General features: G+C 62.2%; 23 protein-coding genes and 1 other RNA gene. 11 read left to right on the forward strand and 13 right to left on the reverse strand.

The window, feature by feature from the left end; translation table 11 throughout:
* Positions 1 to 230: 230 nt before the first annotated feature.
* The 6 genes from PCLY_RS07240 to PCLY_RS07265 all read right to left on the reverse strand — a co-directional run bounded on the left by PCLY_RS07240 (position 231) and on the right by PCLY_RS07265 (position 7,385).
* A complete protein-coding gene (locus PCLY_RS07240) occupies positions 231 to 1,847 on the reverse strand; it encodes an ABC transporter permease (RefSeq protein WP_061238621.1) in 1,617 nt (538 codons plus the stop codon).
* 95 nt (positions 1,848 to 1,942) lie between these two features.
* Positions 1,943 to 2,944, reverse strand: a complete 1,002-nt coding sequence (locus PCLY_RS07245; protein ID WP_061238622.1) for an extracellular solute-binding protein — start codon at positions 2,942 to 2,944, stop codon at positions 1,943 to 1,945.
* 110 nt (positions 2,945 to 3,054) lie between these two features.
* Positions 3,055 to 4,278 (reverse strand): 2-octaprenyl-3-methyl-6-methoxy-1,4-benzoquinol hydroxylase, encoded by a 1,224-nt coding sequence (locus PCLY_RS07250; RefSeq protein ID WP_061238623.1) that lies wholly within the window; start codon positions 4,276 to 4,278, stop codon positions 3,055 to 3,057.
* Between the two features lie 10 nt (positions 4,279 to 4,288).
* Complete coding sequence (ubiH, locus tag PCLY_RS07255) at positions 4,289 to 5,473, reverse strand: 2-octaprenyl-6-methoxyphenyl hydroxylase (RefSeq protein WP_061238624.1); 1,185 nt, start codon at positions 5,471 to 5,473, stop codon at positions 4,289 to 4,291.
* A gap of 4 nt (positions 5,474 to 5,477) precedes the next feature.
* A complete protein-coding gene (gene pepP, locus PCLY_RS07260; protein WP_082768030.1) occupies positions 5,478 to 6,812 on the reverse strand; it encodes a Xaa-Pro aminopeptidase in 1,335 nt (444 codons plus the stop codon).
* Between the two features lie 18 nt (positions 6,813 to 6,830).
* Positions 6,831 to 7,385 (reverse strand): YecA/YgfB family protein, encoded by a 555-nt coding sequence (locus tag PCLY_RS07265; RefSeq protein WP_061238625.1) that lies wholly within the window; start codon positions 7,383 to 7,385, stop codon positions 6,831 to 6,833.
* 190 nt (positions 7,386 to 7,575) lie between these two features.
* On the opposite strand from PCLY_RS07265, the gene PCLY_RS07270 reads away from it, so the two are divergent.
* The 4 genes from PCLY_RS07270 to PCLY_RS07285 all read left to right on the forward strand — a co-directional run bounded on the left by PCLY_RS07270 (position 7,576) and on the right by PCLY_RS07285 (position 8,977).
* Positions 7,576 to 7,785: a TIGR02449 family protein gene (locus PCLY_RS07270; protein WP_003458652.1), complete on the forward strand. Its 210-nt coding sequence runs from the start codon at positions 7,576 to 7,578 to the stop codon at positions 7,783 to 7,785.
* Complete coding sequence (locus PCLY_RS07275; protein WP_061238626.1) at positions 7,782 to 8,087, forward strand: cell division protein ZapA; 306 nt, start codon at positions 7,782 to 7,784, stop codon at positions 8,085 to 8,087. The genes PCLY_RS07270 and PCLY_RS07275 overlap by 4 nt, the downstream gene beginning before the upstream one ends.
* Positions 8,088 to 8,152: 65 nt before the next feature.
* Positions 8,153 to 8,331, forward strand: a non-coding RNA gene (gene ssrS, locus PCLY_RS07280) — 6S RNA.
* A 49-nt stretch (positions 8,332 to 8,380) separates the two neighbouring features.
* Complete coding sequence (locus PCLY_RS07285) at positions 8,381 to 8,977, forward strand: 5-formyltetrahydrofolate cyclo-ligase (RefSeq protein WP_061238627.1); 597 nt, start codon at positions 8,381 to 8,383, stop codon at positions 8,975 to 8,977.
* Positions 8,978 to 9,031: 54 nt separating this feature from the next.
* Here PCLY_RS07285 and PCLY_RS25290 read toward each other — a convergent pair whose 3' ends face one another.
* Positions 9,032 to 9,163, reverse strand: a complete 132-nt coding sequence (locus tag PCLY_RS25290; protein ID WP_256579501.1) for a hypothetical protein — start codon at positions 9,161 to 9,163, stop codon at positions 9,032 to 9,034.
* A gap of 195 nt (positions 9,164 to 9,358) precedes the next feature.
* On the opposite strand from PCLY_RS25290, the gene PCLY_RS07290 reads away from it, so the two are divergent.
* From PCLY_RS07290 to PCLY_RS07310, 5 genes are all read left to right on the forward strand, one after another.
* Positions 9,359 to 9,808 carry an EVE domain-containing protein gene (locus tag PCLY_RS07290; protein ID WP_061238628.1) on the forward strand — a complete coding sequence of 150 codons (450 nt, stop codon included), beginning with the start codon at positions 9,359 to 9,361 and terminating at the stop codon, positions 9,806 to 9,808.
* 49 nt (positions 9,809 to 9,857) lie between these two features.
* Positions 9,858 to 11,714, forward strand: coding sequence for a sensor domain-containing diguanylate cyclase (locus PCLY_RS07295; protein WP_061238629.1), 1,857 nt, complete (start codon positions 9,858 to 9,860; stop codon positions 11,712 to 11,714).
* Positions 11,715 to 11,782: 68 nt separating this feature from the next.
* Positions 11,783 to 12,850: an HlyD family secretion protein gene (locus PCLY_RS07300; protein WP_061238630.1), complete on the forward strand. Its 1,068-nt coding sequence runs from the start codon at positions 11,783 to 11,785 to the stop codon at positions 12,848 to 12,850.
* Entirely contained in the window at positions 12,847 to 15,552 is a 2,706-nt protein-coding gene (rbbA, locus tag PCLY_RS07305) for a ribosome-associated ATPase/putative transporter RbbA (RefSeq protein WP_061238631.1), read from the forward strand. Before PCLY_RS07300 ends, rbbA begins: the two co-directional genes overlap by 4 nt.
* Positions 15,552 to 16,676 (forward strand): ABC transporter permease, encoded by a 1,125-nt coding sequence (locus tag PCLY_RS07310; RefSeq protein WP_061238632.1) that lies wholly within the window; start codon positions 15,552 to 15,554, stop codon positions 16,674 to 16,676. Before rbbA ends, PCLY_RS07310 begins: the two co-directional genes overlap by 1 nt.
* 87 nt (positions 16,677 to 16,763) lie before the next feature.
* Here PCLY_RS07310 and PCLY_RS07315 read toward each other — a convergent pair whose 3' ends face one another.
* Positions 16,764 to 17,168 (reverse strand): flagellar basal body-associated FliL family protein, encoded by a 405-nt coding sequence (locus PCLY_RS07315; protein ID WP_061238633.1) that lies wholly within the window; start codon positions 17,166 to 17,168, stop codon positions 16,764 to 16,766.
* Positions 17,169 to 17,323: 155 nt separating this feature from the next.
* Between PCLY_RS07315 and PCLY_RS07320 the strand changes: the two genes are divergently transcribed.
* Entirely contained in the window at positions 17,324 to 18,304 is a 981-nt protein-coding gene (locus PCLY_RS07320) for an NADPH:quinone oxidoreductase family protein (protein WP_061238639.1), read from the forward strand.
* 220 nt (positions 18,305 to 18,524) lie between these two features.
* Positions 18,525 to 18,647 (forward strand): SymE family type I addiction module toxin, encoded by a 123-nt coding sequence (locus tag PCLY_RS25385; RefSeq protein WP_082768031.1) that lies wholly within the window; start codon positions 18,525 to 18,527, stop codon positions 18,645 to 18,647.
* 62 nt (positions 18,648 to 18,709) lie between these two features.
* Here the strand turns inward: PCLY_RS25385 and PCLY_RS07325 are convergent, their stop codons facing one another.
* The 5 genes from PCLY_RS07325 to PCLY_RS24420 all read right to left on the reverse strand — a co-directional run bounded on the left by PCLY_RS07325 (position 18,710) and on the right by PCLY_RS24420 (position 21,978).
* Entirely contained in the window at positions 18,710 to 19,036 is a 327-nt protein-coding gene (locus PCLY_RS07325; RefSeq protein ID WP_156458568.1) for a hypothetical protein, read from the reverse strand.
* Between the two features lie 2 nt (positions 19,037 to 19,038).
* Positions 19,039 to 19,326, reverse strand: a complete 288-nt coding sequence (locus tag PCLY_RS25390; protein WP_082768032.1) for a DNA/RNA non-specific endonuclease — start codon at positions 19,324 to 19,326, stop codon at positions 19,039 to 19,041.
* 103 nt (positions 19,327 to 19,429) lie between these two features.
* Complete coding sequence (locus PCLY_RS24810; RefSeq protein WP_156458569.1) at positions 19,430 to 20,605, reverse strand: hypothetical protein; 1,176 nt, start codon at positions 20,603 to 20,605, stop codon at positions 19,430 to 19,432.
* 103 nt (positions 20,606 to 20,708) lie between these two features.
* Positions 20,709 to 21,404, reverse strand: a complete 696-nt coding sequence (locus PCLY_RS24415) for a transposase (protein WP_082768033.1) — start codon at positions 21,402 to 21,404, stop codon at positions 20,709 to 20,711.
* 115 nt (positions 21,405 to 21,519) lie between these two features.
* Positions 21,520 to 21,978 carry a hypothetical protein gene (locus tag PCLY_RS24420; RefSeq protein ID WP_082768034.1) on the reverse strand — a complete coding sequence of 153 codons (459 nt, stop codon included), beginning with the start codon at positions 21,976 to 21,978 and terminating at the stop codon, positions 21,520 to 21,522.
* Positions 21,979 to 22,355 lie beyond the last annotated feature (377 nt).

Here is a 22,355-nt window from a genome sequence, read left to right on the forward strand (position 1 = left end):
GCGTTACAGCCAGGCTCAAAATGCTCATGTGCAAAAGCACACTCCGCTTTTTCGCCTGGCTGCGCCTTGCACTGGCCGCCTCGCCTACGCTTCTCGATACGTCTGCCGGATGGGCCGGCTCGCGAATGGCGCGCATTGTAGCCGCAAGGTCGGCGGGGGTCATCTGACCAAAGGTCGCGCAGTGAGCCGAGCCGGGATATGCCTCAGCCCAAGGCCGGAACCAGAGGCTTTCAGCCGAAGCTGCGGGCCGAACGCCGAATCAGCAGAATCACCGGCAACAGGCCGACCAGCACCAGCGTCAGGGCCGGCAGCGCAGCGCGCGCCCACTCTCCTTCGCTGGTCATCTCGAAGACCCGCACCGACAGCGTATCCCAGCCGAACGGACGCATCAGCAGGGTCGCCGGCATTTCCTTGAGTACGTCGACGAACACCAGCAACGCAGCCGACAACGTGCCAGGCAGCAGCAGCGGCAGGTAGATCTTGAAGAACAGCCCGGGGCCGCCGACGCCAAGGCTGCGAGACGCCTCCGGCAGAGACGGACGAATACGCGCCAGGCTGGTCTCCAACGGGCCGAAGGCCACCGCCATGAAGCGGATCAGATAGGCCACCAGCAACGCCGCCAGGCTGCCCATCAGCAAGGGTTTGCCGGCACCGCCCAACGCCGTGGACAGCGGAATCACCAGTTCACGATCGAGAAAGCTGAACGCCAGCATGATCGCCACAGCCAGCACCGAGCCCGGCAGGGCATACCCGATGTTGCCCAGCGCTACACCGAAGCGCACAGCACGATTCGGCGCCTGACGCCGGGCGAAAGCCAGCAGCATGGCCACACTGACGGTGATCAGCGCCGCCATGCCGCCCAGGTACAGGGTATGCAGGATCAGACCGGCATAGCGCTCGTCGAGATCGAAACGCCCGCGCTGCCAGAACCACGCCAGCAGTTGCAGCAGCGGAATGACGAAGGCACAGGCGAACACCAGACCACACCAGGCACTGGCGGCCAGGGCCTTCCAGCCGTGCAGGTGATACAGCGCCTTGCCGCGTGGTCGCTCGTTGGCCGGCCTTGCGGCGCCGCGCGCACGGCGCTCGCCATAGAGCACCAGGGCGACGGCCAGCAACAGCAGGCTGGCCAGCTGCGTAGCGCTGGTCAGGCTGTAGAAGCTGTACCAGGTCTTGTAGATCGCCGTGGTGAAGGTGTCGAAATTGAACACCGATACCGCACCGAAATCGGCCAGGGTCTCCATGATCGCCAGCGCCAGGCCAGCGCCGATGGCCGGCCGCGCCATGGGTAATGCCACGCGCCAGAAAGCCTGCCAGGGGCTCTGCCCGAGCACCCGAGCCGCCTCCATCAAACCCTTGCCCTGGGCCAGAAAGGCGCCCCGGGCGAGCAGGTAGACGTAAGGGTAGAACACCAGCACCAGCACGATGATCACGCCACCGGTCGAGCGCACACGCGGCAGCCGCAGGCCACTGCCGAACCATTCGCGCAACAGCGTCTGCACCGGGCCGGCGAAATCTAGCAGACCGACGAAGACGAACGCCAGCACGTATGCGGGTATGGCGAAAGGCAGCATCAGCGCCCAGTCCAGCCAGCGCCGGCCGGGAAACTCGCAGAGGCTGGTGAGCCAGGCCAGGCTCACCCCCAGCAACGTCACCCCTAAGCCGACCCCGACCACCAGCGTCAGCGTGTTGCCGATCAGGCGTGCCATCTGCGTCTGCCACAGGTGCGCCCAGATCTGCTGATCCACCTCGTGCCAGCTCAGCAGCAGCACCGACAACGGCATCAGCACCAGAACGGCGACGGCAAGAACGATGGGGTACCAGCGACGCTGGACGGGATGCGGCACGCGGATTCCTCGACTACGGAAAAGACGACGCCCCGGCTAGGCGGGGCGTCGCAGTATAACGGCAGCGGGGCGGATCGCCGAAGGCACGATCCTCTTTACTGCCAGCCAGCGCGATCCATCAGCATGGTCGCTTCGGCCTGGCGCTTGCCCGCCACTTCGGTGGCCACGGTATCGGCCTTGAAGGTGCCCCAGGACGCGACCTCGGCGGACGGCTGCACCGCAGGGTTGGCCGGGTATTCCTGGTTGACGCCGGCGAAGATGCTCTGCGCGTCCGGGGTGGTCATCCACTCCAGCAGCTTCCTGGCCTGCTCGGCATGCGGTGCATGCTTGGTCACGCCGGCACCGGCCAGGTTGACGTGCACGCCACGGTCAGCCTGGTTCGGCCAGAACGGCTTCACTTTCAGATCCGGGTTCTGCTTGTGCAGGCGGCCATAGTAGTAGGTGTTGGTGATGCCCACATCGCACTGGCCGGCGTCGATGGCCTGCAGCAGCGCAGTGTCATCGGCGAATACATCGGTCGCCAGGTTGTCGACCCAGCCCTTGACGATTTCCTCGGTCTTCTCGGCGCCATGGGCCTCGATCAGGGTGGCGGTCAGCGACTGATTGTAGACCTTCTTGCTGGTGCGCAGGCACAGGCGGCCTTCCCAGTTCTTGTCCGCCAGGGCTTCGTAGGTGGACAACTCCTCCGGCTTGACCCGCTCGGTGGAGTAGAAAATGGTCCGTGCGCGCAGCGACAGGCCAGTCCAGCTGTCGGTGCTGGAGCGGTACTGGGCCGGAATATTGGCGTCGATGATGTCGGACTTGGTCGGCTGCAGCACGCCTTCCTGCTCGGCTTGCCAGAGGTTGCCGGCATCGACGGTGATCAGCAGATCGGCCGGGGTATTGGCACCTTCGGCCTTGAGGCGGGCGATCAGCGGGGCCTCCTTGTCGGTGATGAACTTCACCTTGACCCCGGTTTTCTCGGTATAGGCGTCGAACACTGGCTTGATCAACTCATCGATGCGAGCGGAGTAGACCACCACCTCATCGGCAGCCTGGACGGCAGTTGCCAAGGTGCTAAGAGTGAATGCGGCGAGGAGCGTGTTGCGAGCCTTCATGGGACCAGCCTCTTGTGGATAACAAAGTGGCTGAATAGTAGTGAATGTTATTTGCCTTCTCAACGTAAACAACAACGCGAAACGCAGCAGTTATTACAAGTTGCGTCAGCTCAGGCCCTGGCCAGCTCCGGCAGATCACCCGACAGCCCAAGGGCCTGGCGCACGAACAGCGCCTTGGCTTCTGCCTGGCTATCCACCAGGTCGAGGCCGACGTTGCGCAGCAGGCGCAGCGGCAGCGGGTCGGCCTGGAACAGGCGCTGGAACCCTTCCATCGCGGCCATCATCGCCAGATTATGCGGCATGCGCCGACGCTCGAAACGGCTCAGCACCCGCTCCTCAGCAAGGTTCTCGCCTCGCGCAGCGGCATGCAGCAGCACCTCGGCGAGCACGGCCGCATCGAGAAAGCCCAGGTTGACGCCCTGCCCCGCCAGCGGGTGGATGGTGTGCGCGGCATCGCCGATCAGCGCCAGCCCCGGCTCCACATAGCGCTTGGCGTGGCGTTGGCGCAGCGGGATGCACAGACGACGATCGGCATGCAGCACCTTACCCAGGCGCGACTCGAAGGCCTTGCCCAGCTCCACGCAGAACGCCTCGTCATCCAGCGCCATCAGGCGCTCGGCCTCCGCCGGCACGGTCGACCAGACGATCGAGCACCAGTGCTCGTCCGCCGGCCCGGCCAGTGGCAGGAACGCCAGGGGGCCATCGTCGGTGAAGCGCTGCCAGGCCGTGGCCTGATGCGGGCGCTCGCAACGCACGCTGGTCACGATGGCGTGATGCAGATAGTCCCACTCACGGGTGGCGCAACCGGCCAGGCGTCTTACCGCGGAGTTGGCGCCATCGGCAGCCACCAGCAGCGGTGCACGCAACTGGCGACCATCGGTAAGGGTCAGCAGCCAGTCGTCACCGCTGCGGCGCAGCTGCTCAAGGCGTGCCCCGGGCAGCAGGCCGATCTGGCTGTCATGCAGGCGTTCGAGCAGGGCGTCCTGCACCACACGATTCTCGACGATATGGCCCAGCGTATCGGCATGCACGCTGGCGGCGGCGAAATGAATGCTGCCGGTGCCGGAGCCGTCCCACACGTGCATTTCGCCATAAGGGCAGGCGCGCCGCGCGGCGATACCTTGCCAGGCGCCCAGGCGTTCGAGGATGCGCTGGCTGGCCATCGACAGCGCGCTGACGCGCGGCTCGAACGGCGCCTGCGCAGCGAACGGTGACACGCTGAGCGGGCTGCCATCGACGATCAGGATGTCCAGGCCACTGTGCTCCAGCGCCAGAGCCAGGGTACTGCCGACCATTCCGGCGCCGACGATGATCAGATCCGCTCGCATATTCATTCCTTGGCTGTCAGAGACTTCGCGTGCCCATGCCCATCGCCTGGCGGGCGAACCAACGCTTGGCCGGCGGCAACAGATCGAGGCCGAGCAGGCCGAGGTTGCGCCCGGTGGCCAGCAGCGGCTGGGCGTTGCTGAACAGACGTGTCACCTGATCGGAGAAACCGACTGTCATATTCTGGTCGCGCTGCTGACGCTGCTGATAACGCTGCAGGGTGGTGAAGTCACCCAAGGGGGCGTCGCTACCGATCAGCACCTCGGCCAATGCCAGCGTATCGCGCAACGACAGGTTGTAGCCCTGGCCGGCAATCGGGTGCAGGCTGTGCGCCGCATTGCCGAGCACCACCAGATGCGCGCGCACCTGTTCCTGCGCTTCGACCAGGCTCAGCGGATAGAGATGTCGCGCACCGACCTGCCGCAAGGCGCCCAGGCGGTAGCCGAAGGCCTGCTGCAACTCCGCGAGAAAGTTTGCCTCGCTGACGCGCAACAAGCGCTCGGCGTCGGCGCTGGCGCGCGTCCAGACCAGCGCACAGCGGTTGTCGCTCAGGGGCAACATGGCCATGGGGCCGTCATCGGTGAAGCGCTCGAAGGCCTGGCCGCGATGCGCTTCCAGCGGACTGACGTTGGCGATCAATGCGCTTTGACCATAGGGTTTGCTACTGACGACGATACCGAGCTGCTCGCGCAGAGCGGAACGCCCACCGTCAGCGAGAATCGCCAGGTCGCAATCGAGGCAGGTCTCATCGTTGAGGGTCAGGCGATAGCCATCGTCGACACGCTGCATGCCGACCACTTCAGCCGGGCAGCGCCATTCGATCACCTCCGCATCCAGCGCCTGCCACAGGCAATGGCCGATCCAGGCGTTCTCCACCACGTAGCCAAGCGCCGGCACACCTTCTTCGATGGCCTGCAGGCGCGCGGCGCCAAAGCGGCCACGGTCGGAAACATGAATCTGCTGAATCGGCTCGGCGCGCTGGGCGATGCACTGCCACAGACCAAGGCGCTCGTAGATCAGCCGGCTGCCGTAAGACAGCGCGGTGGAGCGCGCGTCGTAGCTGGGCTGATATTCGCTGCCCGGAGCGAAGGGCTCGATCAGGGCAATGCGCCAACCACGCTGACGCGCGGTGTCCTGCAGGGCCAGCGCCAGGCTGGCTCCCACCAAGCCACCACCAATGATCGCCAGGTTCACACGGGACATGGGCTCAGGCCGCCTCGCTTCGAGCAGCAGCCATCAGCGCCTCGATCTCGGCGACGGTCTTGGGCACACCACCGGTGAGCACCTCGCACCCCTTGCGGGTCACCACCACGTCGTCTTCGATGCGCACACCAATGCCGCGCCACTTCTTGGCGACCCTGTCGTCGTCCGCCGCGATATAGATGCCGGGCTCGACCGTCATCGCCATGCCCGGTTCGAGCACGCGCCACTCGCCGCCGACCTTGTAGTCGCCGACGTCATGCACGTCCATGCCCAGCCAATGGCCGGCGCGATGCATATAGAAGGGTTTGTAGGCCTCGCCGGCGATCAGCTCGTCGACATCGCCGCTGAGCAACCCCAGCTCCACCAGCCCAGCGGTGATCACCCGCACGGTGGCCTCATGGGCTTCGTTCCAGTGCTTGCCCGGGGCGATGTGCTTGAAGGCTTCCTCGTTGGCCGCCAGCACCAGCTCGTAGATGGCCTTCTGCTCGGGCGAGAAGGTGCCGCTGACCGGGAAGGTGCGGGTGATGTCGCTGGCGTAGCAGTCGATCTCGCAACCGGCGTCGATCAGCACCAGGTCACCATCCTTGAGCGGCGCGTCGTTCTCGCGGTAGTGCAGGATGCAGGCATTCTTGCCTGCCGCGACGATGCTGCCATAGGCCGGCATCTTCGCCCCACCCTTGCGGAACTCGTAATCCAGCTCCGCTTCGAGGTGGTATTCATAGAGGCCAGCACGGCTGGCCTGCATCGCGCGAATGTGAGCTCGCGCACTGATCTCGGCGGCTTCCTTCATCACCTTCACCTCGGCCGCCGACTTGTACAGGCGCATGTCGTGCAGCAGGTGGTCGAGGGCGACGAATTCATTCGGCGGCGTCGCGCCCTGACGGGCCTTGGCGCGGATGTGATTGACCCACTCCATGAGCCGATGATCGAACTCCTGGTTGCAACCAATGGCGTAGTAGACGCGCTCGCGTCCTTCGATCAGCCCCGGAAGGATGTCGTCGATATCGCCAATGGGAAAAGCATCGTCGGCGCCAAACTTGCTGATCGCACCGTCCTGACCGGCACGCAGGCCGTCCCACAGCTCACGCTCCGGGTCACGTTCACGGCAGAACAACACGTACTCGCCATGCTCGCGCCCCGGGATCAGCACCATCACGGCCTCGGGCTCGGGGAAGCCGGTGAGGTACTGGAAGTCGCTGTCCTGACGGTAGACATGCTCGACGTCGCGGTTGCGGATGTACACCGGCGCCGCCGACAGGATGGCAATGCTGTTGGGTTCCATCTGCGCCATCAGCGCCTTGCGCCGACGGGCATATTCGGACTTGGGGATGCTGATCACGGCAGGCTCCGGCGAAATTCAGTGCAGGGACGGTTTGGCGGCAGGCGCAGCAGGTTTGGCGCACTCGGTGAACAGCAGCAACGGGGCGACCCGCAGATACTCCATCACCTCCATGTAATCGCTCTCGCCATCTTCCGACTCTTCCAGGGCACTCTGCACCTGGGCGATAGCGGAGAGATCCTGCAGCACCTCCATGGCCTCGGCACTCAGCGCGCCGTCGCGGGCGGTCAGGCCGAAGCCACCGAGAAAGCCCTGGCACCACTGCCCGAGCGCGACAGCTCGCTGTGCCAGCGGCGCTTCGTCATCCGGCAGCAACAGCACCACGGTGATGTCTTCACTGCACAGCTCGCCCTTGACCATCTCCTGCAAGCCGATCAACGCCTGGCGCACGCTGTCCTGCGGCTCGCCACCGAGCAGGTCGGTAGCGTCGAGCAGCCAGGCATCGGCGTCGAAGCCGGCACCCGCGCAGCTGCGACCGAGCAGCAGGCCATGCAGTTCAGCTGGGGAAACGGGATGCCCGGCGCTGGTCAACAGAGCGGCGAAGGCGGCGTAGGGAGAGCTTGGAATCGACATAGATAGCTAGGCGCCAGGCGGCGCAATCTCTAGAATGGAGGCCTCGTATCCTAGCACCGGCAGACGCGGCAAGACCATCCGAGGCCGCCGCGGTGATGACATCATCTGCATCACACCATTGCCATCTGGGTTTGACCCCTAACCGGGACAGGCCTATATAGTCCAGCCAGCCATCCCGTAGCGAGAGCCCATGGAAGACGCCGATCTGCACGCCTTGACCGCCAAGCTGGAGCTCCTGATCCAGCGTGTCGAGCAGCTAAAGGCTCACAACCGACTCCTGCTGGCGAATGAACAGGCCTGGCGTGAGGAACGCGCCCATCTGATCGAAAAGAACGAAATGGCCCGGCACAAGGTCGAATCGATGATTTCGCGCCTTAAAGCCCTGGAGCAGGACTCATGACCCAGTCGAACACCGTGACCGTCCATATTTTGGACAAAGAATATTGCATCGCCTGCCCGCAGGATGAACGCGCCAATCTGGAAAGCGCTGCCCGCTACCTGGACGGCAAGATGCGTGAGATTCGCACCAGCGGCAAAGTGATCGGTGCCGACCGCGTTGCCGTGATGGCCGCGCTGAACATCACCCACGACCTGCTGCACAAGCAGCAACGCCTGGATCAGGACGCCAACTCCACCCGCCAGCAGGTTCGTGACCTGCTCGATCGCGTCGATCAGGCCCTGACCGACGACACGGCCCCCTGAGCCGACATGCCAGCCTGTTCGTCGCAGGCCGCCCCGCAGACGCTCCATTCGGGTATACTGGGCACAACTTCCTGGGGTGTGCGCCAGTCGGTGATGTCCCTGAGCCGATACGCACAACCACGGGGGTTGCACGTTGGGGCCGGTGTGCATGTCCGCCTGACGGAAAGCCTTAACGCCTCCTGCAACCTCCACCTTGAACTTTCGGGTTCAAGGGCTAAACCGACAGCGGCACGCTGGGAAGTCACCCTCCCCTCTGGTAGCCGCCGCTACCTTACTTGCTCTACCCTCCTGACATGACCACTTCTACTTCCCCCAGTCGCCCGCAACTGCGCCGCGTGCTGCGTCAGCGTCGTCGTGCGCTCAGCCGCAGCCAGCAACGTGCCGCCGCGCGCGACCTGTATCGCCAACTGGCGCAGAGCCCGCAGTTTCGTCGCGCTCGGCACATCGCCCTGTACCTGCCCAACGACGGTGAAATCGACCCCCGGCCGCTGCTGGCCGCTGCGCAGAAGCGCGGCAAGCGCACCTATCTGCCGGTGCTCAGTGCCTGGCCGCGCACCAAGATGGTGTTCCAGCGCGTCACCCAGCACGAGAAACTAGCGGGCAATCGCTTCCGCATCCTCGAACCGCGCCCGCAGAGCAAACGTCAGCGCAAGATCTGGGCACTGGATCTGGTGCTGCTGCCGCTGGTGGGCTTCGATGATCGCGGTGGGCGCCTCGGCATGGGCGGTGGTTTCTACGACCGCAGCCTGGCCTATCTGCACAGGCGCAAAAATTGGCACATGCCGACGCTGCTGGGCCTGGCGCACGAGTGCCAGCGAGTGGATGAACTGGCAATGGCCAGTTGGGACGTGCCTATGCAGGCCACGGTGACGGACAGAGCCTGGTATTGAAGCGAAGGAAGCGGCACCGCGTTCCCTGCGGCGCTTACGCGTACAACCCGCGAATCAGGGCTGCTGCGTTACATTGACCGAAGCGTCGTTTTGACGCTCCCAGAGGCTCTGGGTGTAACCCGTGGTAACCACGCCCAGGCTGAACAGTACGACGAGAACCCACAAAAGATCTGGCTTGCGTTTCATTTATTGCCTCCCCCTTCAAGGCAATGCGCGCGTTGGTCGCGCGTTATTGTTGTGTACAACAAGACAGCGCCAAGCGTTTAGCCGGGTATTTTCCGCCACTGCCAGGCACTGCGCAATTTCCGGCGCCAACCGACCGTCGGAGAGTTTCACTCAAACAAGCGTCCGCTTACGGACAGAACTGCTGGAGCAAAGTTCATGCCTTATTGGCTGATGAAGTCCGAACCCGACGAACTATCCATCCACGATCTGCAGCGCCTGGGCAAAACCCGCTGGGATGGCGTGCGCAATTACCAGGCGCGCAACTTCATGCGGGCGATGCAAGCGGGCGACCTGTTCTTCTTCTATCACTCCAGCTGCCCGCAACCGGGCATTGCCGGCATCGCACGGATTGCCGGCGAGGTCTACCCGGATCCAACCGCGCTGGACCCGCAGAGCCACTATCATGACCCCAAGGCCAGCGCCGAGAAGAACCCCTGGAGCGCCCTGGACGTCGAGTTCGTCGAAGCCTTCGACGAGGTCGTGGCGCTGCAGCACCTGAAGAACAATCCGCTGCTGGCCGACCTGGCACTGGTACAACGCGGTAGCCGCCTGTCGGTGATGCCGGTGAGCGAGCCCGAGTGGACGGCGATTCTCGCCATGCGTTGAGCCACTCACGGCGCTGTGCTATCACCACAGCAAGCCTAGGGAGTTATCCATGCCAGCATCCTCCGCCTGGCCAGCGCGCCTTGCGCTGGCGTTACTGTTATTGGTGCTGAGCGGCGCTAGCGTGCTGCTCTGGCGCCAGATAGAGGCGGTGCAGCAACAGCGCGTCGACGAGCGGGTCAGCTATCAGGCGCGCAGCCTGGCACGTCAGCTGGAAAGTACGCTGCACCTGGAGGTGGCCAGCCTCGAACGCATCGCCCGTTTGTGGAACAGCCTGGGGCGTCTGCCGCGCGCCAGTTGGGACGAAGAAGTGGAGCTCGCACTGCAAGGCTTTCCCGCCTACCAGTCGATCCAATGGGTCGGCCCCGACCTGCACATGCGCTGGCTGCTGCCGATAGCCGGCAACGAAGCGGCGCTGAATTTTCGCCTGTATCCCGAGCATCCCAACTACCCGCTGGCAATGGAGGCCCGCGAGAGCGGCGAGCAGCGTTTTTCCAACAGTTTCGACCTGGTGCAGGGAGGCCGCGGCTTCGTTCTCTATACACCGCTTTACCGCGAAGAGAATGGCAGCAAGGTTTTCGACGGCTTCTTGCAGGGGGTGTTTCGCGTCGAGCCGCTGATGCTGCAGTTGCTCAACCAGATCGACCAGAACGCCTTCAACCTCGAGCTACTGGAGAACGGTAATAGCCTGTTTCGTCATGGCGCCGCCGACGCTGAGGCCAAGCACAGCCTGCAACTGGGCCTGCGCCTGCTCAACAACCAGGACTTCAGCCTGCGCCTGAGCCCCACCGCGCAGCTGCTCGACCAACTGGAGTCGCCCCTTCCCGGCGTGGTACTCGGTGCCAGCCTGGCGATCAGCCTGCTGCTGGTTGCCGCCCTGGCGCTGGCACTGGAGAACAGTCGCCGCGCTCATGCCCTGCAACTGGCCAACCGTCGCTTCAAGCAGGAGGCCGAGCGCCGCGAGGAAACCGAGCAGCGCCTGCGTGAGAATCGCGAGCGCCTGCAACTGGTGCTCGATCTGACCGACTCCAGCCATGACGGCCTGTTCATCTTCGACAGTGACAGCCGCGAGCTGCTGCACATGAACCAGGCCACCTACGCCACACTCGGCTATCGTCCCGAACAGTTCGCCGAGCTGTTGCGCGATGCCCCGGAGAAACTCATGCCGGGCTTCCATCGCTGGCTCGAGCAAGCGCGCCAGGCGCAAAGTGACAACCTTTCGCGGATATTTCAGTGCGAGCTGATTCGCCGCGACGGCAGCCGCCAACCGGCAGAGATCAACACGCAACTGGTGCAGCTGCACGATCACGAGTACCTGATCGCCGTTTCCCGCGACAATAGCGAGCGCCTGCAGCTGGAGGCGCAACTGCAGCGCCTGTCGCAACTCGACGGCCTGACCGGGCTGTACAACCGGCGTTATTTCGATCAGCAGCTGCTCTCCGAATGGCGGCGCCTGCGCCGCCTGCGCGCGCCTTTGGCCCTGCTGATGCTGGATATCGACCACTTCAAGGCCTACAACGATACCCTCGGCCACCTGGCCGGCGACGACGCGCTGCGCCGGGTCAGTGCCGCCCTGCGCGAGAGCCTGCAACGTGAAGGCGACGTGGCCTGCCGCTACGGCGGCGAGGAATTCGCCATCATCCTGGCCAATACCAGCCAGGACGGCGCCGAACAGGTTGCCGCGCGCATCCACGCAGCCATCGCCAACCTGGATATCGCCCACCCGGCAAGCCCGCTCGGTCACCTGACCCTGAGCATCGGCCTGATCGTGGTCGACCCGGTCAGCGACGAACAGCCAGGCGCACTGCTCGCCCAGAGCGATCAGGCGCTGTACCGCGCCAAACATGAGGGGCGCAATCGCACCTGCCTGTGGCAGCCGCCTGAGCTTGACCTGAATCAAGCCCACTGAGGTGCATCCGGCGGACAATGGACATGTCGTGAAGGCCCCTGATTTCGGGGCTCTACAGGGAAACCGAGATGATCAACGCAAAGCGTCGCCTGCCCTACCTGCTCGCTGCCGGCGCCGCCCTGCTGGCGCTTGCGGCCTGGTGGCAGTTGCGCCCGAATGGCCTGCCCGAGGGATTCGCCAGCGGTAACGGACGCATCGAAGCCACCGAGGTGGATGTGGCGACCAAGCTGGCCGGGCGCATCACCCGCATCGAAGTCGATGAGGGCGACTTCGTCGAACCCGGCCAGATTCTCGCGCGCATGGACACCCAGGTGCTTGAAGCGCAGCTGCAACAGGCTCGGGCTCAGGTGCGCCAGGCGCAGAACGCCGCGCGCACCGCGCTCGCTCAGGTCGCCCTGCGCGAAAGCGAGAAAGTCAGCGCCGCCGCCGTGGTGCGCCAGCGCCAGGCCGAGCTGAATGCCGCGCAGAAACGCCACGCGCGCAGTGCCACCCTGGTCAAGCGCAACGCGCTGCCACAGCAGACCCTGGACGATGACCTGGCCCGCCTGCAGAGCACTCAGGCGGCGCTGGCAGCGGCCAATGCCCGGGTCATCTCCGCTGACGCCGGTATCAGCGCGGCCCAGGCTCAGGTCGAGGAAGCCCGCTCGGCAGTGGAAGCTGCCCAGGCGGGCGTCGAGCGCCTGCAGGCGGACATCGACGACAGCCTGCTACGCGCGCCTCGCGCCGGCCGTGTGCAGTACCGGGTGACCCAGCCCGGCGAAGTGCTGCCAGCCGGTGGCAAGCTGCTCAACCTGGTGGACCTTACCGATGTCTACATGACCTTCTTCCTGCCCGAGCGCCAGGCCGGCCGCGTCGCCCTGGGCAGCGAGGTGCGCCTGGTGATCGATGCCGCGCCGCAGTACGTGATCCCGGCCAAGGTCAGCTATGTCGCCAGCGTCGCCCAGTTCACGCCCAAGACCGTGGAAACCGCCAGCGAACGCGAGAAGCTGATGTTCCGGGTCAAGGCACGCATCGACCCCGAGCTGCTGAGCAAACACCTGCAGCAGGTGAAGACCGGCGTGCCCGGCATGGCCTACCTGCGCCTCGACCCCGAGGTCGACTGGCCCGAACACCTGGCGATCAAGGTTCCGCAATGAACGCGGTGGTCGCACGCCTGGCCGGCGTCGGCCTGCGCTACGGCCAGACCCACGCCCTGCAGCGGGTCGACCTGACGCTGCCAGCTCGCTGCATGGTTGGCCTGATCGGCCCCGACGGCGTCGGCAAGTCCAGCCTGCTGGCGCTGATCGCCGGTGCGCGCAAGCTGCAAGACGGCCAGGTCGAAGTGCTCGGCGGCGACATGGCCGATGCACGCCACCGGCGCAACGTCTGCCCGCACATCGCCTATATGCCGCAGGGCCTGGGCAAGAACCTCTATCCGACGCTGTCGGTGTTCGAGAACCTGGATTTCTTCGGCCGCCTGTTCGGCCAGGACGCCGCCGAGCGCGAGCGGCGCATCGATGACCTGCTGCGCAGCACCGGCATGGCCGCGTTCCGCGAACGCCCGGCCGGCAAGTTGTCCGGCGGCATGAAGCAGAAGCTCGGACTGTGCTGCGCGCTGATCCATGATCCGGATCTGCTGATCCTCGACGAGCCGACCACCGGCGTCGATCCGTTGTCACGCAACCAGTTCTGGGAGCTGATCGAGCGCATCCGCACGCAGCGCCCGCAGATGAGCGTGCTGGTGGCCACCGCCTACATGGAGGAGGCCGAGCGCTTCGACCATCTGGTGGCGATGGACGCGGGCCGCGTGCTGGCCGAAGGCAGCCCGGCCGAACTGCGCGCGCGCACCGAAACCACCAGCCTGGAACAGGCCTTTATCGCCCTGCTGCCCGAGGAACGCCGCCACGGCCACCAGCAGGTGGTGATGGCGCCCCTGCAAGGCAGCAACGAGATCGCCATCGAGGCCAAGGGCCTGACCATGCGCTTCGGCGACTTCGTTGCCGTCGACTCGGTGTCGTTTCGCATCCGCCGTGGCGAGATCTTCGGCTTCCTCGGCTCCAATGGCTGCGGCAAGAGCACCACCATGAAGATGCTCACCGGCCTGCTGCCAGCCAGCGAGGGCGAGGCGCTGCTGTTCGGTCAGGCGGTCGACCCGCGCGACATGGCCACGCGCAAGCGGGTCGGCTACATGTCCCAGGCTTTTTCCCTGTATGGCGAGCTGACGGTGCGGCAGAACCTGGTGCTGCATGCCCAGCTGTTCCATGTACCGGTCGATGAGATCGGGCCGCGCGTGACGCAGATGGCCGCGCGCTTCGACCTCGGCGAGGTCATGGACCTGTTGCCCGAGCGTTTGCCGCTGGGCATTCGCCAGCGTCTGTCGCTGGCTGTCGCGGTGATCCACAAACCGGAGATCCTGATCCTCGACGAACCGACCTCCGGGGTCGACCCGGTCGCCCGTGACGGCTTCTGGCAACTGATGCTCGACCTGTCACGCAACGACGGCGTGACCATCTTCATCTCCACCCATTTCATGAACGAGGCGCAGCGCTGCGACCGCATCTCGCTGATGCACGCCGGCAAGGTGCTCGACAGCGACACACCGCAAGGCCTGATGGACAAGCGCGGGCTGGACAGCCTGGAGGCCACCTTCATCGCCTACCTGCAGGAGGCAGTCGGCGAGCAGCCAGCAAGCGAGGCGCCGCCGCTGGAACAGGCCCCTGCGCCGCAGCGCCAACTGTTCAGCCTGCGCCGCCTGCTCAGCTATGCCCGGCGCGAAGCGCTGGAACTGCGCCGCGACCCGATTCGCGGCGGCATGGCCCTGCTCGGTACGGTGCTGCTGCTGTTCATCATCGGCTACGGCATCAGCCTCGACGTGGAAGACCTGACCTTCGCAGTGCTGGATCGCGACCAGACCACCACCAGTCAGGAGTACCACCTGAACCTGTCCGGCTCACGCTACTTCCTGGAGAAGGCGCCGCTCTCCGACTACGACGAGCTGGAGCAACGCCTGCGCAATGGTGATATCAGCCTGGCGGTGGAGATTCCGCCGCACTTCGGCCGCGACCTCAAGCGCGGCGCCAGCCCGCAGATCGGCATGTGGATCGACGGCGCCATGCCGACCCGCGCCGAAACCATCAAGGGCTACGTCACCGGCCTGCATCAGCACTACCTGAGCGAGCTGGCGCGGCGTTCGCCGCAGCCCCAGGCGGCCAACGCTGCCGAGCTGGAAGTGCGCTATCGCTACAACCCGGACGTGGAAAGCCTCAAGGCCATGGTGCCGGCGGTGATTCCGCTGCTGCTGATGCTGATTCCGGCGATGCTCACGGCGCTCGGCGTGGTGCGCGAGAAGGAGCTGGGCTCGATCATCAACCTCTACGTCACCCCGGTCACCCGGCTGGAGTTCCTGCTCGGCAAGCAACTGCCCTACATCGCCCTGGGCCTGTTCAACTTCATCCTGCTGGTGCTGCTGGCGGTCACCGTGTTCGACGTGCCGCTCAAGGGCAACCCGCTGACCCTGCTGGCCGGTGCCCTGCTCTACCTGGCCTGCGCCACCGGCCTTGGCCTGCTCATGTCGACCTTCACCAAGAGCCAGATTGCCGCGGTGTTCGGCACCGCCATCGTCACCCTGTTGCCAGCCATCCAGTTCTCCGGGCTGATCTACCCGGTGGCCTCGCTGGAGGGCGCAGGCGCCGTGATTGGGCAGCTCTACCCGACCTCGCAGTTTCTGGTGATCAGCCGTGGCCTGTTCTCCAAGGCACTGGAACTGCAGGACCTGGCCGGCTACTTCGTCGCCCTGGCCCTGACCATCCCGCTGCTGACGCTGCTCAGCGCCAGCCTGCTGCGCAAACAGGAGGTGTGATGGAACGCCTGGCCAACATCCTGCACCTAGGCATCAAGGAACTGCGCAGCCTGCAGCACGACCTGGCCCTGGTGCTGCTGATCCTCTGGGCCTTCAGCATGGGCATCTACTCGGCGGCCACCAGCCTGCCGGAAAGCCTGCACAACGCCGCCATCGCGGTGGTCGACGAAGACCAGTCGCAACTCTCCGAGCGGCTGATCCAGGCCTTCCAGGCGCCCTACTTCCGCACGCCGGAGCGCATCGATCTGAGCCAGATGGACCGCGGCATGGACTCCGGGCGCTACACCTTCACCCTGAATATTCCGCCGAACTTCCAGCGCGACGTGCTCGCCGGCCGCAGCCCGGCGATCCAGCTCAACGTCGATGCCACCCAGGTCAGCATGGCCTTCACCGGCGCCGGCTACATCCAGAACATCGGTGCCAGCGAGGTGGCCGAGTTCGTCCGCCGCTACCGGGGCGAGCTGCAGCAACCGGCCGAACTGGCGCTGCGCGTGCAGTTCAATCCCAACCTGACGCGCGCCTGGTTCGGCTCGGTGATGGAGGTGATCAACCAGATCACCATGCTGTCGATCATCCTCACCGGCGCCGCCCTGATCCGCGAGCGCGAGCACGGCACCGTCGAACACCTGCTGGTGATGCCGGTAACGCCACTGGAAATCATGCTGGCCAAGGTCTGGTCGATGGGGCTGGTAGTGCTGACGGCAGCGGCGCTGTCCTTGCTGCTGGTGGTACAGGGCTGGCTGCAGGTACCCATCGAGGGCTCCATCGCACTGTTCCTGGCTGGTGCGGCGCTGCACCTGTTCGCCACCACCTCGATGGGCATCTTCTTCGGCACCGTGGCGCGCTCGATGCCGCAACTGGGGCTGTTGATCATCCTGGTGCTGCTGCCGCTGCAGATTCTCTCCGGCGGCACCACACCGCGTGAAAGCATGCCGGAACTGGTGCAACAGATCATGTTGGCGGCGCCGACCACTCACTTCGTCGCCCTGGCCCAGGCCATTCTCTATCGCGGTGCGGGGCTGACCATCGTCTGGCCCTACATGCTGGCCATCGCCGGCATCGGTGCGCTGTTCTTCGTCGCGGCGCTGACACGCTTTCGCAAGACCCTGGCGCAGATGGCCTGAGGCACCTGTAGGAGCGGCTGGGCGGCACTCCGCTTCAGCCGCGAAGGCCACTGCATGCGGCCTTCGTGGAGCCTGCAGGGCTAACGGTTACTGAATGATCAGGTTGTTGAACAACAGGTCTTCGACGATGGGCTTGCCCTCTTCACCATTGATCGCGTCCTGCACCTTCTTCAGCGCCTCCAGGCGCAGGTTCTCGCGACCATCGGGAGCATTGATGGTCTCGCTGGTCTGGGCGGAGAACAGCATCACCATCTGATGGCGGATCAGCGGCTCATGCAGCTTGATCTTCTCCTCGGCCTCGGTGCCGGTGACTCGCAGCGACACATCGGCCTTGAAGAACTTGAGGCGGTTACCGGAGTCGGCCAGGTTGCCGATCAGCGCGGGCGTCAGGTTGTAGTAGAGCGTCGTCGGCACTTCTTCCTTTTTCTCCGAAGACGCCAGGGCAGGCAGGCAGATCGACAGGCTCAGCAGCAGGGCGGTCAACAGTTTCACGTTCGGCACTCCATCTGGGATGTGCCTAGCATAGCCATCCACAGGCCAGCACCCAAGCCCGGCGCTTATGCCGACCTATCAGGCTACGGCATGCTCGTTGACCCTCGGCGGGCGCTTTCTACACTGCAAGGCACCCTGCAAGAGGAATGACCTTCATGAAAGCCCTGCTGTGCAAAGCCTTCGGCCCTGCCGACACCCTGGTATTGGAAGACCTGCCGAGTCCCGAGCCGAAAAAGAACGAGGTGCTGATCGAGGTGCAGGCTGCCGGGGTCAACTTCCCCGACACGCTGATCATCGAAGGCAAGTACCAGTTCAAGCCGCCCTTCCCCTTCGCCCCGGGCGGCGAGGTGGCCGGGGTGATCAAGGCCGTGGGCGAGAAAGTCAGCCACCTGCGCGCTGGCGATCGGGTCATGGCGCTGACCGGCTGGGGCGGCTTCGCCGAAGAAGTCGCCGTGCCAGCCTACAACGTGCTGCCGGTGCCCAAGAGCATGGACCTGACCACGGCTGCGGCCTTCGGCATGACCTACGGCACCTCGATGCACGCCCTCAAGCAGCGCGCCAACCTGCAACCCGGCGAAACCCTGCTGGTGCTCGGCGCCTCGGGCGGCGTCGGCCTGGCCGCGGTGGAAATCGGCAAGGCCATGGGCGCAAAAGTGATCGCCGCCGCGAGCAGCGCCGAGAAGCTGGAAGTGGCGCGTAACGCCGGCGCCGACGAGCTGATCAACTACAGCGAGCAGAGCCTGAAGGACGAGGTGAAGAAACTCACCGGCGGCCAGGGCGTGGACGTGATCTACGATCCGGTGGGCGGCACACTGTTCGAGGAAGCCTTCCGCAGCATCGCCTGGAACGGCCGCTTCCTGGTGGTGGGCTTTGCCGCAGGTGGCGGCATCCCTGCCCTGCCGGCCAACCTGCCGCTGCTCAAGGGCGCCGCTCTGGTCGGCGTGTTCTGGGGCTCGTTCGCCCAGCGCCAACCGCAAGACAACGCAGCGAACTTCCAGCAACTGTTCGCCTGGCACGCCGAAGGCAAGCTCAAGCCACTGGTCTCGCAGACCTTCCCATTGGCGCGCGGCGGCGAAGCGATCAATGCGCTCGGCCAGCGCAAGGCGGTGGGCAAGGTAGTGGTAGAAATCCGCTAGGGGCGCCGCGCGCACCGAAGCTATTCGCAATGACGTAAACAGGGCCGCCCTCGGGGCGGCCTTTTGCCAACGCCGCGCGGGGTTTCAACCGCCGTTTGATCCCTATGAATAACTGGCGCGACTCGGTCGCAGCCAATAACGAGGAAACGGACTCGACCGGGATAGCCCATCAAGTTAGGCACTGGAGAAACTCTGCCGTTAAAAAGCAGAGCGGGTTGCTTTGAGTCTTGACGCCTGGCCGGCTAATGGGTGTCCCCTTTTTCCCCAACAGGCCGGGTTCGAGGTCAACGAGCGGATAAGGATTCGGGTGATGCAGGGCTGTTTGGTGATTACGGCCGAGTGAAACAAATAGCTCCAGCAGTGCCGGGGCTATTTTTATTCAAGCGGAACAGAAATCCAGGTTAGTTATTCATACTTAAAGTCGATTTTTATCTTCATGCTGCGCAGGCATAGCTCGACAATACAGCCTTTCCATGGCTTACCTTCCGCATAAAGCCCATCTGACTCGAAGAAGCTTCTAAGCCGAACAAAAAGATCCAGCAAATCACTATCCACCTTCGCGCTACTTGGCAAAAACCACTGTTTGGTTCCAGAGGGGCCAACATAATCAAATAACAACTTACAGTGGCCCCCCTCCGGAGAAAGTTCGGCCTCTACCAGTACCACTTCGGCATCAGCAGGAGAGATCGCAACCAAAACCTCACCAATGCCTTGATAAATCTCATCATCCACACTCATATCCCACCCGGAGAATTGACAAAAGTTTCTCTTATTGGGCGTTCCGAACCTATCTGATATGTCACAGTAAATTTCTCAGGCCTTACAGACCCGCCCGTGTACACCGGTTCAATTTTTACACCCACCGACTTTCCTTCTTTAAGCGCAGAAGCCCATTGATTCTCCATCGTCTTCCAAGCGCCCTTATTGAGATTCCCATTCATAGGCAGCAAGTTTAGACGTTCGCCAGGACCATTAAATATACTGGCGATCAAGTGACCACCTTCATAAACAATAGGGGACAGATCACGTTTACGGAGAAACTAATCGTGGTCTGCCCCCTATTGTTCCTGGCCGGCTAATGGGCGCCCCTCTTTACTCTATCGCCAACCTCTGCAGCCGTCGTTTTTACTCACCTACAATTCTTAGTCCTATTGGGAAGTCCATTAGGTGTAAATCTATCACTCGACCCAATACCGGATCATTACGAATACCGACTCCGTTCTGCTCACTGTAAGAAGGTGGAACCAGGAACCACTCACCAGCGTAGGAACCAGTAGCCCTATAGTTTTCAACCAGAACATTACCATCTCTTGACAGTCGAGAAGATCGGATTTCGGGGCGCTTACCAGGTTTGAGTTGCAAGGACATTAATTTGGCTTCTAGCTCTGCAAACTGCGCATGAGTTATTTTACGCAATGTTCGCTCTCCATCGGGCCTGCCAATCAACTGCCCATTGGGCCTTAAGAGCTCTGCCCAGCTTCTTGGCCCAACCGGGTCTGGCACTTGATAACCGCACTCGCGTAAGAAAAGAATAGCGCGCTGGCGGTTGAGGTTGTCGCGAAATCTGCGCATAGCTGTCTTGTTATCGTAGCTCTCCTTCAGCCCCTTGCAAAAGTCAGCACGATAACTGTCCCACAGAGCTAAACGCTGCTCTGGAACAGGGTTGATCTGTAAGCTCGCCAATACTGGCTCGATTAACTCCTTATCCAGGTTGGCTGCTACATGACCTGGTGGTAATTTTTCGCTGGCACCAATATGTATTGGGAAACTCGAACCGCTAACAGACTCCCAGCAGAAATAGTCGAGCACTCGGCGCACGAAAAGACCGGTATCGTTATCCGAGTAAAAACGCGCACAGCGCCCACCTTGCCAGTCCACCCAACCTGCAGTAACCAAACGGGAAATAGAACTGTGCTCACTTAGGTATTCTTTGTAATCCTCAAAAAATTCGTCAGGCGGCAAATAGTATTCTGCGCGCGCGTGCCCCGCGCGAAAGAGCATAGAGTAGACACCGCCAACAGTCATCTGGGATTCGTTGGCAATAACACCGGGAACCTCTACAGATAGACTGTCGATTCGAGAGTCATAGCTATAGTCAGGCCAATTACGACAGGAGGCCTGCCTAAACAATAACGGTAATTCAAAACTGATACGCTGCATATCGGTGATGCGCCGCTTTGCTCTTTCGCACAGGGGATAAAAAGCCACTCCATTCTCCACCACCCCATATTCCATTTGATAACTTCTGCAACCGCTTAGTAACATAAGCAGAAATCCAAAAGTTAGGAAGTATTTACTCATTCAAGCCTCCTAAAGTCACCCTGACTATCAATCAGTGTTGGCTTGATCAAATAATAGGAAAAATAATAGGGGACAAAAATAATAGGGGACAGACCACGTTTTACTAAATATTTGGCGCACTCTTGGGACGCCCTGGCTTGCCTCTTGTGACTCTTCGCCCCAACGCTGCCTCAACTTCGGCAGAAAACTTCGGACTTCCCAGTGCGTAGTTTCCATTTGTCGCGGCACGTATCTGATCAACAAGCCCTGGATCTAGCTGATAGCGGAACAATTCTCTATAAGCCTCAGTCCTGAGCATCTCATCTCGACCCAGGGTCTGATAGAGAGGGTGTGGACAGCGCAGCACTGAGGGCTCACCTTGCGCGTTGGCCCGGTAGCTCGACCAGCGATATTCAGCCGGGTGCTCAACCATGCCTGCGCGGATAGGATTCATCTCAATGTAACGGTAACAAGCCAACACATAAGCCTCCTCCTGCATGAGGCAAGAGCGGAAACGACCTTCCCACAGCGTCCCGCTACGGCGGTATGTGCGATTAACATACTGTACGTAACGCTGCCCTAGCCCCTTCATCATGAGCCCTGCACTATCAGGGCTTTCGGGCGTGGCCAACAAATGAACATGGTTGGTCATCAGACACCAGGCATGGATCGCACATCCATGCTTCTTTGCTTGTTCCATCAATACATCCAGATAAAAAAGATAGTCCTCGTCAGCGTAAAAACAAGCTGAGCGATTGTTCCCTCTCTGAATCAAATGAACTGAAACGCCTGGCAGTGATATGCGTGCTCGACGTGGCATACAGACCTCCTTCCATGGAATTCCATAACCCTAGACCAATAAACGTGGTCTGTCCCCTATTGTTTGTCCCCTATTGTTCCTTTAGGTCCTACCCCTATTGTTCCCTTCTTCGCCTCTACCATACCTCATGCGCCTCTGCCCTGTAGCCATTTTCAATTCTTTCAACCAATAAGGGCGCACTGATAATTCCTCTAGTGGAGTGCTTCTGCTCCTCCAAACTCAGATCACGCTCCAGCCGTATAGCATCGCCACCACTCCACAACCAGATAGAGCCGCCTGAGCCTCCGTTCCTGGAACGGAACGTGGGGAATGCTTGCAAGTTATCAGCAACTGGCACATTGGCAACTACGGAAAGCAGTCCTTGATTAACGGCACTCTGAACAACAAAGAAAGCGGAAAACTGAACCTCACTCTTAACAACAGTAGAGAAATCTGATGGTATCCTCTCGTAAAAACCAGAAAACACCCGTATCAAATAGCCAAACTCAGGATGCCTATGCGTAACTTGCGCATACGCAACTCCATGCGACGTCAAAATTTGCAAAACATCTCCCAGCTTCACTTTCTTCGCCATCTAAAAACCCTCATACCCGACTTTCTTCAACAGTTCAGCACCGCGAATCAATCCTGCCTCGTACAAAGTTGGATTATTAACTTTAGAGATGGAATTGATTTTATTAAAGAAACAATAGGGAGAAACAATAGGGGACAGACCACGATTTACGAAGAAATTAATCGTGGTCTGCCCCCTATTGTTCCTTTGCTTGCTCCATCAATACATCCAGATAAAAAAGATAGTCCTCGTCAGCGTAAAAACAGGCTGAGCGATTGTTCCCTCTCTGAATCAAATGAACTGAAACGCCTGGCAGTGATATGCGTGCTCGACGTGGCATACAGACCTCCTTCCATGGAATTCCATAACCCTAGACCAATAAACGTGGTCTGTCCCCT

The sequence above is a fragment of the Ectopseudomonas composti genome (assembly GCF_001567565.1).
Taxonomy (GTDB): domain Bacteria; phylum Pseudomonadota; class Gammaproteobacteria; order Pseudomonadales; family Pseudomonadaceae; genus Aquipseudomonas; species Aquipseudomonas composti_A.